General features: G+C 72.0%; 6 protein-coding genes and 1 rRNA gene. 2 read left to right on the top strand and 5 right to left on the bottom strand.

All coding sequences use genetic code 11. The annotated features are described in order from the left end of the window. Positions 1-77, top strand: a 5S ribosomal RNA gene (rrf, locus tag QMK24_RS30620); the annotation flags it as partial. A gap of 101 nt (positions 78-178) precedes the next feature. Here rrf and QMK24_RS30615 read toward each other — a convergent pair. Genes QMK24_RS30615 through QMK24_RS30595 form a run of 5 tightly spaced genes read right to left on the bottom strand, consistent with a single transcriptional unit; the run spans position 179 to position 5,612 of the window. After that, on the bottom strand, positions 179-1,489 hold the full coding sequence (locus tag QMK24_RS30615; protein ID WP_283470080.1) for a DUF58 domain-containing protein: 1,311 nt from the start codon (positions 1,487-1,489) through the stop codon (positions 179-181). Positions 1,490-1,505: 16 nt separating this feature from the next. After that, the gene (locus QMK24_RS30610) at positions 1,506-2,471 is read right to left on the bottom strand and encodes an AAA family ATPase (protein WP_283470079.1); all 966 of its coding nucleotides are present in this window, start codon (positions 2,469-2,471) and stop codon (positions 1,506-1,508) included. After that, complete coding sequence (locus QMK24_RS30605; RefSeq protein WP_283470078.1) at positions 2,468-3,694, bottom strand: DUF4350 domain-containing protein; 1,227 nt, start codon at positions 3,692-3,694, stop codon at positions 2,468-2,470. Before QMK24_RS30605 ends, QMK24_RS30610 begins: the two co-directional genes overlap by 4 nt. Beyond that, positions 3,691-4,329, bottom strand: a complete 639-nt coding sequence (locus tag QMK24_RS30600) for a DUF4129 domain-containing protein (protein WP_283470077.1) — start codon at positions 4,327-4,329, stop codon at positions 3,691-3,693. The genes QMK24_RS30605 and QMK24_RS30600 overlap by 4 nt, the downstream gene beginning before the upstream one ends. A 5-nt stretch (positions 4,330-4,334) precedes the next feature. Continuing rightward, positions 4,335-5,612: a DUF7847 domain-containing protein gene (locus QMK24_RS30595; RefSeq protein ID WP_283470076.1), complete on the bottom strand. Its 1,278-nt coding sequence runs from the start codon at positions 5,610-5,612 to the stop codon at positions 4,335-4,337. A gap of 87 nt (positions 5,613-5,699) precedes the next feature. Between QMK24_RS30595 and mtnA the strand changes: the two genes are divergently transcribed. After that, positions 5,700-6,806, top strand: coding sequence for an S-methyl-5-thioribose-1-phosphate isomerase (gene mtnA / locus QMK24_RS30590; RefSeq protein WP_283470075.1), 1,107 nt, complete (start codon positions 5,700-5,702; stop codon positions 6,804-6,806). Positions 6,807-6,874 lie beyond the last annotated feature (68 nt).

The raw sequence follows: 6,874 nt of genomic DNA, 5'->3' as shown, positions 1-6,874 counted from the left end.
CGAACCCGGAAGCTAAGCCTTTCAGCGCCGATGGTACTGCAGGGGGGACCCTGTGGGAGAGTAGGACACCGCCGAACAATCATTGGCCGTAGGCCCGGGATCTCTGATCTCGGGCCTACGGTTTTTTGCGTTGTGCGTATGCCATACGACTCGTATGGCCGTATGCCCCACCACTGGCCTAGAGGCGGCCGGCGGCCTTGAGGGCCAGGTACGCGTCCGCCAGGGCGGGGGCGATCTCGGTGGGCGGGGCGTCGACGACGGTGATGCCGTGCCGCGAGAGGCGCTGGCTGGTACGGCGGCGTTCCGCACGGGACTGTTCCGCGGCCGCCGCCGCGTAGACGGCGTTCAGGCTGCCCCGGCCGCGGACCATCTCTTCGATACGGGGGTCGGCCACGGCCGCGATGACAACTTCGTGCCGATGGGTGAGCTGGGGGAGGACGGGAAGCAGGCCCTCTTCCATGGGGGCGGCGTCGAGGCCGGTGAGCAGCACGACGAGTGATCTGCGCGGGGCGCGCTGGAGAACCGCCGCGACCAGGCCCCGGGCGTCGGATTCGACGAGTTCGGGTTCCAGCGGCGCCATCGCGTTGACGAGTGCGGGAAGCATGTCGGTGGTGCTGCGGCCCTGGACTGAGGCGCGGATGCCGCGGTCGTAGGCGAGAAGGTCCACGCGGTCGCCGGCACGGCCGGCGAGGACGGCGAGCAGGAGCGCGGCGTCCATCGCGGCGTCGAGCCGGGGGGCGTCACCGACGCGGCCGGCCGAGGTGCGGCTGGTATCGAGCACGATGAGGATGTGGCGGTCGCGTTCCGGACGCCAGGTGCGTACGGCGACGGTCGCGCGGCGGGCACTCGCGCGCCAGTCGATGGAGCGGGTGTCGTCGCCGGGGATGTACTCGCGCAGGGAGTCGAATTCGGTGCCCTGACCGCGGATCAGGAGTGAGGTGCGGCCGTCGAGTTCACGCAGCCGGGCGAGGCGCGAGGGCAGGTGCTTACGGCTGGTGAAGGGCGGCAGGACGCGGACTGTCCAGGGGATGAGGTGCGAGCCCTGCCGGGCGGCGAGGCCGAGCGGGCCGTGCGAGCGCACGATGACGCGCTCGGCCCGGCGGTCGCCACGCCGGGTGGGGTGCAGCACGGTCGTGACGCGGCGCCGTTCGCCCGGCGGGACCGCCAACCGGTGCCGGGACGCGGCTACTTCGGTACCGGGGTGCCAGCTGCTGGGTGGCCAGGAATCGCGGAGCAGGGCCCGCAGCGGCCTACCGCTGGGGTTGGTGACGGTCAGCATGACGCTCGCGATGTCACCGAGTCGAACAGATGTGTCACCGATTCGAGTGAAATGGAGCTTTCGCACTGGCGCGGCGAGCGCGAGATCGCACAGAATTCCGAGCAGAAGGACGCCTTCGACAGCGAGGATGCCGCTCCAGCCGGGGAGCAGCAGACCGACGGCGAGGGCGCCGAGTGCGGCGAGAAGGGCGGTGCGTCCGGTGAGGGCCATGGGCTGGTCCTGTCGGCTAGCGGGGCACGGGGACGTGGGCGAGGATCGCGGTGATGACCGAGTCGGCCGTCACGCCCTCCATCTCTGCTTCGGGCCGGAGTTGCACCCGGTGGCGGAGGGTGGGCAGGGCGAGGGCCTTGACGTCGTCGGGGGTGACGTAGTCGCGGCCGGTGAGCCAGGCCCATGCGCGTGAGGTCGCCTGCAGCGCGGTCGCACCACGCGGTGACACACCGAGAGTGAAGGAGGGGGATTCTCGGGTGGCTCTGCAGAGGTCGACGATATAGCCGGTGATCTCGGGTGAGATGGAGGTCTTGGCGACGGCGTCACGGGCGGCTTCGAGATCGGCGGGGCCTGCGACGGGACGGAGGCCGGCGGCCGCGAGGTCCCGGGGGTTGAAGCCTTCAGCGTGCCGGGTGAGGACATCGATCTCGGTGTCGCGGGAGGGGAGCGGAAGGATCAGCTTCAGCAGGAATCGGTCGAGTTGGGCTTCGGGGAGGGGATAGGTGCCCTCGTACTCGACCGGGTTCTGGGTGGCGGCGACAAGGAACGGGTCGGGGAGGAGGCGTGGGGTCCCGTCGACGGACACCTGGCGTTCTTCCATGGCTTCGAGGAGCGATGCCTGGGTTTTGGGCGGGGTGCGGTTGATCTCGTCGGCGATCAGGAGGTTGGTGAAGACCGGGCCGGGCTGGAAGGAGAACTCGGCGGTGCGGGCGTCGTAGACGAGGGATCCGGTGACGTCGCCGGGCATGAGGTCGGGCGTGAACTGGATGCGCTTGGTCTCGAGTTGGAGAGAGGCCGCCAGTGCGCGGACCAGGAGCGTCTTGGCGACACCTGGGACGCCTTCCAGAAGGACATGGCCGCGGCACAGCAGGGCGACCACCAGGCCGGTGACTGCTGCGTCCTGGCCGACGACGGCCTTGGCGATTTCGGTGCGCAGGGCCTCGAGTGAGGCGCGGGCGCTGTCGGCTGTCGGGGCGCTCACGGAGTTGCGTACCTCTCTGTGGAAGTGATGCGGCGTTCAAGGGCATCGAGGTCATCTGCCAGACGCAGCAGGGCCGCGTCGTCGGATGGTGGCGGGCCGTAGAGGAGGACGCCGGGGTCGAGGCCGGCGCCGTCGGCGCCGGCGGTTCCGAGGAGGGCGGCGACGGCGTCGGTTAGTGCTTCGGGAGCGGGGGCCGGGGAGATGCCGACGATGGGGGCGAGCCGGTCCCGGGTGGCTTGGCGCAGCGCCTCGGCGGCTCGGGCGCGGGCGTTCGCCCGGCGGTAGAGGTGGGCGCGGCCTTCGGTGGATTCGGAGGCGTGTACGGCCACGGGCAGCCGTTCGGCGATGACGGGGCCGAGTCGGCGGGCCCGCCAGAGGGCGGCGAGGACAGCGGCGATCAGGAGCTGGAGGAGGCCCCAGGTCCAGCCGTGGGGGATCAGGTCGAAGAAGCTCTTGCGGCTGCCGTCGAGTGCGGAGGCGTCACTGAGAGAGGGGAGGTACCAGACGAGCTTCGGGTGGGCGCCCAGGAGTTGGAGGGCCAGGGACGCGTTGCCCTGTTCGCCGAGGCGGTCGTTGGTGAGGAGACCGGCCGAGCCGAGGACGACGATGTCGCCGTCGTTGGCGGCAGGCAGCCGGATCAGGGTGGGGTGTCCGCCGCTCGGGTAGCAGGTGTCGGCGGCGGGGACGGAGGTCGCGTACTCGACGCCGCCGAGTTCCACGTCGCCGGCGCGGGTGGCGCTGGGCAGGGAGCACCCCGGGGTGAGGGTCCGGGTCTTGGTAGGGGCGATGGCCTGGACCCCGGGGGCGAGCGCGTCGGTCGCCGTGGGGCCGGGGGAGAGGAGGACGGTGCTGCCGCCGGACTGTTCGGCGGCGCTGTGGAGGAGGGATTGCTGATGAGGTGTGAGCAGGTCGGGGACGGCCACGAGCAGGGTGGTGTCCCGGCCGAGCGTGGCGGCGGCTTCGTCCGTGGTGGTCACGACGGAGGTGGTGACGCCCTGGGCGGCCAGGAGTTGGGCGACGGCGCGGCTGCCCGCGGGGTCGGCGGAACGGGGGTCCAGCGCTCCATGGCTCTCCCCGGAGCGCAGGGCGGCGTAGCCGATGCCGAAGACGAGGACGGCGAGCGCGGCCGCCAGGAGGGCGCGCGAGCGGGTCCACAACTGGCGTGCGGTGGGCGAGGTCGACGTGGTGGCCGGCGCGGGCGCTTCGGAGAGGGAGGTGGTCATGTGCGGGCGCCCCCGGCGGCGAACTGGGGCTTGGCGCGCAGCAGTTGGGTGTCGAGGTCGCGCAGCCCGGTGTACGCCGGCTCGGTGCCGGTGCGGCCGCCGTAGGTCAGGTCGTCGAAGAGCCGGGCGGCGTCGCGCAGCGCGGCGGCGTGGTCGGGCAGGGCACGGCCGGCGTCCGCTGCGGCCTCGTCTGCGGTGCGGCCGGGGCGCGGGTCGAGGACGGTCCGCTCCTCCAGGGAGCGGACGAGGGCGCGCATGCGTTCCTGGGACGCCTCGGTCCAGCGGCGGGCGGCGGCGTGCCGCTCGGCGGCCGCACGGTGTTCGGCGGCGGTGCGCGTGTGGTCGCCGAACAGGCCGGGTCCGTCGGTGGAGGTCTGGCGTATCCGGCCGAGCCGCCACCGCAGGGCGGCCGCCAGCAGGACGACGATGAGGGCGATGACCAGCAGGCCGACCCCGCCGCCCGGGGTGGCTCCTGAGGCTGCCGACAGGAGGTCGCCGACCTTGCCCCAGAGCCAGTCCAGGGCGCGCTGGAACAGGCTCGGGTCGTTCTGGTGGTAGATGCCCTTGGACAGTTCGTGCTCGGCCGCTTCGCGGGCGGCGTCGCGCGGGGTGGTGACCGGTGCGTCCCCCGACACGTGGGTCAGCTCCCGGGAGTGATGCGGTCCGAGGGCCGGGTCTCGCCGTAGCCGGGGACGCCGGCGGCGCGGGCCAATTCGATGTCGAGGGCCTCACGGCGGATGCGCTGGTCCATGTAGAGCAGAGCGGCGACACCGGAGCTGATGGGGAGGGTGATGGCGGTGCCGATGACCCCGCCGATGGCGGTGATGATGAGGAAGGTCCAGCCCACCTGGGAATTGTTGGACATGAAGGGGGACATGCCGTCTCCGCTGACGGATCCGGCGATGAGGGTGAACGGCGTCTGGATGATTCCGGAGACGATGGTGACCAGGATCCAGGCGAGCAGCTGGACACCGAGGATCCGCCACCAGGAGCCGCGTACCAGCTTCATCGAGCGCTTCATGGAGGTGATGACGCCCTGCTTCTCCAGCATCAGTGCGGGAGAGGCCAGGCTCCAGCGGACCCACAGCCAGACCGCGGCGGCACAGCCGGCGAGGCCGCCGATCACGGCGAGGGCGACGCCGCCGCTCGTGACACCCAGGGCGATGACCAGGATGCCGGGCAGGGTGCCCACCACGATGATCACGATGGCGATCAGGGGCAGCAGCAGCGTCAGTCCGAGCAGGCGCAGCAGCTGGGGACGGGAGTCCCGCCAGGCTTCGCCCGTGGTCACCGGGCGTCCCAGTACCGCGCGGCTGACCACCATGGTGAGCATCGCGGTTGCGAAGATCATGGCGAGCAGGCTGATCAGCGCCGCGACACCGGATCCGGCGAGGGCGCCCCCGGCCGCTCGCAGAATCTCGCCGGAGGTCGCGTTCGGGTCGTTCTGCACCCGGCTGAAGTCCGAGTTCTTGTCCAGGAGGAGGCCCTGGAGGACGACGAGCACACCTTGGGTGACCAGGGCGACGGCCAGCGAGATACCCAGAACGACCCGCCAGTGGGCGCGCATGGTGGAGACCGCGCCGTCAAGGATCTCACCGACGCCCAGCGGGCGGAGCGGGATCACGCCGGGCTTGGCCGCAGGGGGCCTGCCCCAGGGCGCGGACGACTGCCGGCCGCCCGGAGCTCCGCCCCAGCCGGGGCCGGGCTGCGGGGGTGGGGGAGGCGGGCTGCCCCAGCCGCCGCCGGCCGGAGCCGACCACTGACTGGGCGGGGGCTGCTCCTTGGACCAGTTCGGGGCCGTCGCGTCCTGCGGTGCGGAAGGTGCGGAAGGTGCTGGGGGTGCCTGGGGACTGTCGCCACGCTCCGGCTCGTCGGAGTCGGAGGATCCGGGCGATGCCCAGCCCGGAGTGTCGTTCATCGCTGCTGTCCCTTCGCCTGCGTTCAGTGTGCTGGCCATCGTGCCATGGGCTGCCGCTGGCGGGGTCCCGCAGGGCAGACTGGGCAGATGGGTGATCAGTTCTCGATACCGGCGGCCGACGCGATTCCCGCGCTCCGATGGGAGGAACCACCGGAAGGTCCGGTTTTGGTGCTTCTCGACCAGACCCGGCTGCCCGGCGAGGAAATGGAGCTGGTCTGCACCGATGTGCAGGCCCTGGTACGGGCGATCCGCGATCTCGCGGTGCGCGGCGCACCGCTGCTGGGCATCGCGGGGGCCTACGGAACAGCCCTCGCCGCGGCCCGCGGCTATGACGTGGAGGAGGCCGCCGACCTGCTCGCGAGCGCCCGGCCGACCGCCGTCAATCTGGCGTACGGAGTGCGCCGCGCGCGGGACGCGTACCGGGCGGCGGCCCCCGACGGCCTGGAGGCGGCCGCGGCCGCCGTGCTCGCTGAGGCCCGCGCGCTGCACGCCGAGGACGCCGCGGCCAGTGCGTCCATGGCCCGCCGCGGTGCGGAGCTCCTGGCGGAACTGGCGCCGGGAGGCGGCTACCGGATCCTGACCCACTGCAATACCGGGGCCCTGGTCTCCGGCGGCGAGGGCACGGCGCTCGCCGTCGTACTCGCCGTGCACCGGGCCGGTGAACTGCGCCGGCTGTGGGTCGACGAGACCCGCCCGCTGCTGCAAGGAGCCCGGCTGACCGCCTACGAGGCGGCGCGCACCGGAATGCCGTACACCCTGCTCACCGACAACGCGGCCGGTTCACTGTTCACCGCCGGAGAGGTCGACGCGGTTCTGATCGGGGCGGACCGGATCGCCGCCGACGGCGCGACTGCGAACAAGATCGGCAGCTACCCGCTGGCCGTGCTGGCCCGCTACCACAACGTGCCGTTCGTCGTGGTGGCGCCGACCACGACGGTCGACCTGACGACCCCCGACGGAGCCTCGATCGAGGTGGAGCAACGTCCGGGCCACGAAGTGACGGATCTCGGGGCACCGCTCGGCGCTCAGGCGTACAACCCCGCGTTCGACGTCACACCGCCGGAATTGATCACCGCGATCGTCACGGAGAACGGCGTCATCTCTCCTGTCACGGCAGCCGCGCTCAAGGCTCTGTGTGCTCCCCCTGCTCCCCCTGCTCCCGCTGCTCCCCCTGCTCCGGGCGGCGCCGGATGATCAGTTCTCAGGGCCGGCCTCGTCGCCCGGCAGTCTGCGCCGGGCCCGTACCTGCGTAACCTGTCCGA

Source organism: Streptomyces sp. PH10-H1 (assembly GCF_030063355.1).
In the GTDB taxonomy this organism is placed as follows: domain Bacteria; phylum Actinomycetota; class Actinomycetes; order Streptomycetales; family Streptomycetaceae; genus Actinacidiphila.
Note: the sequence above shows the minus strand (reverse complement) of the source record. Positions and strands in the feature narration are given on the sequence as shown.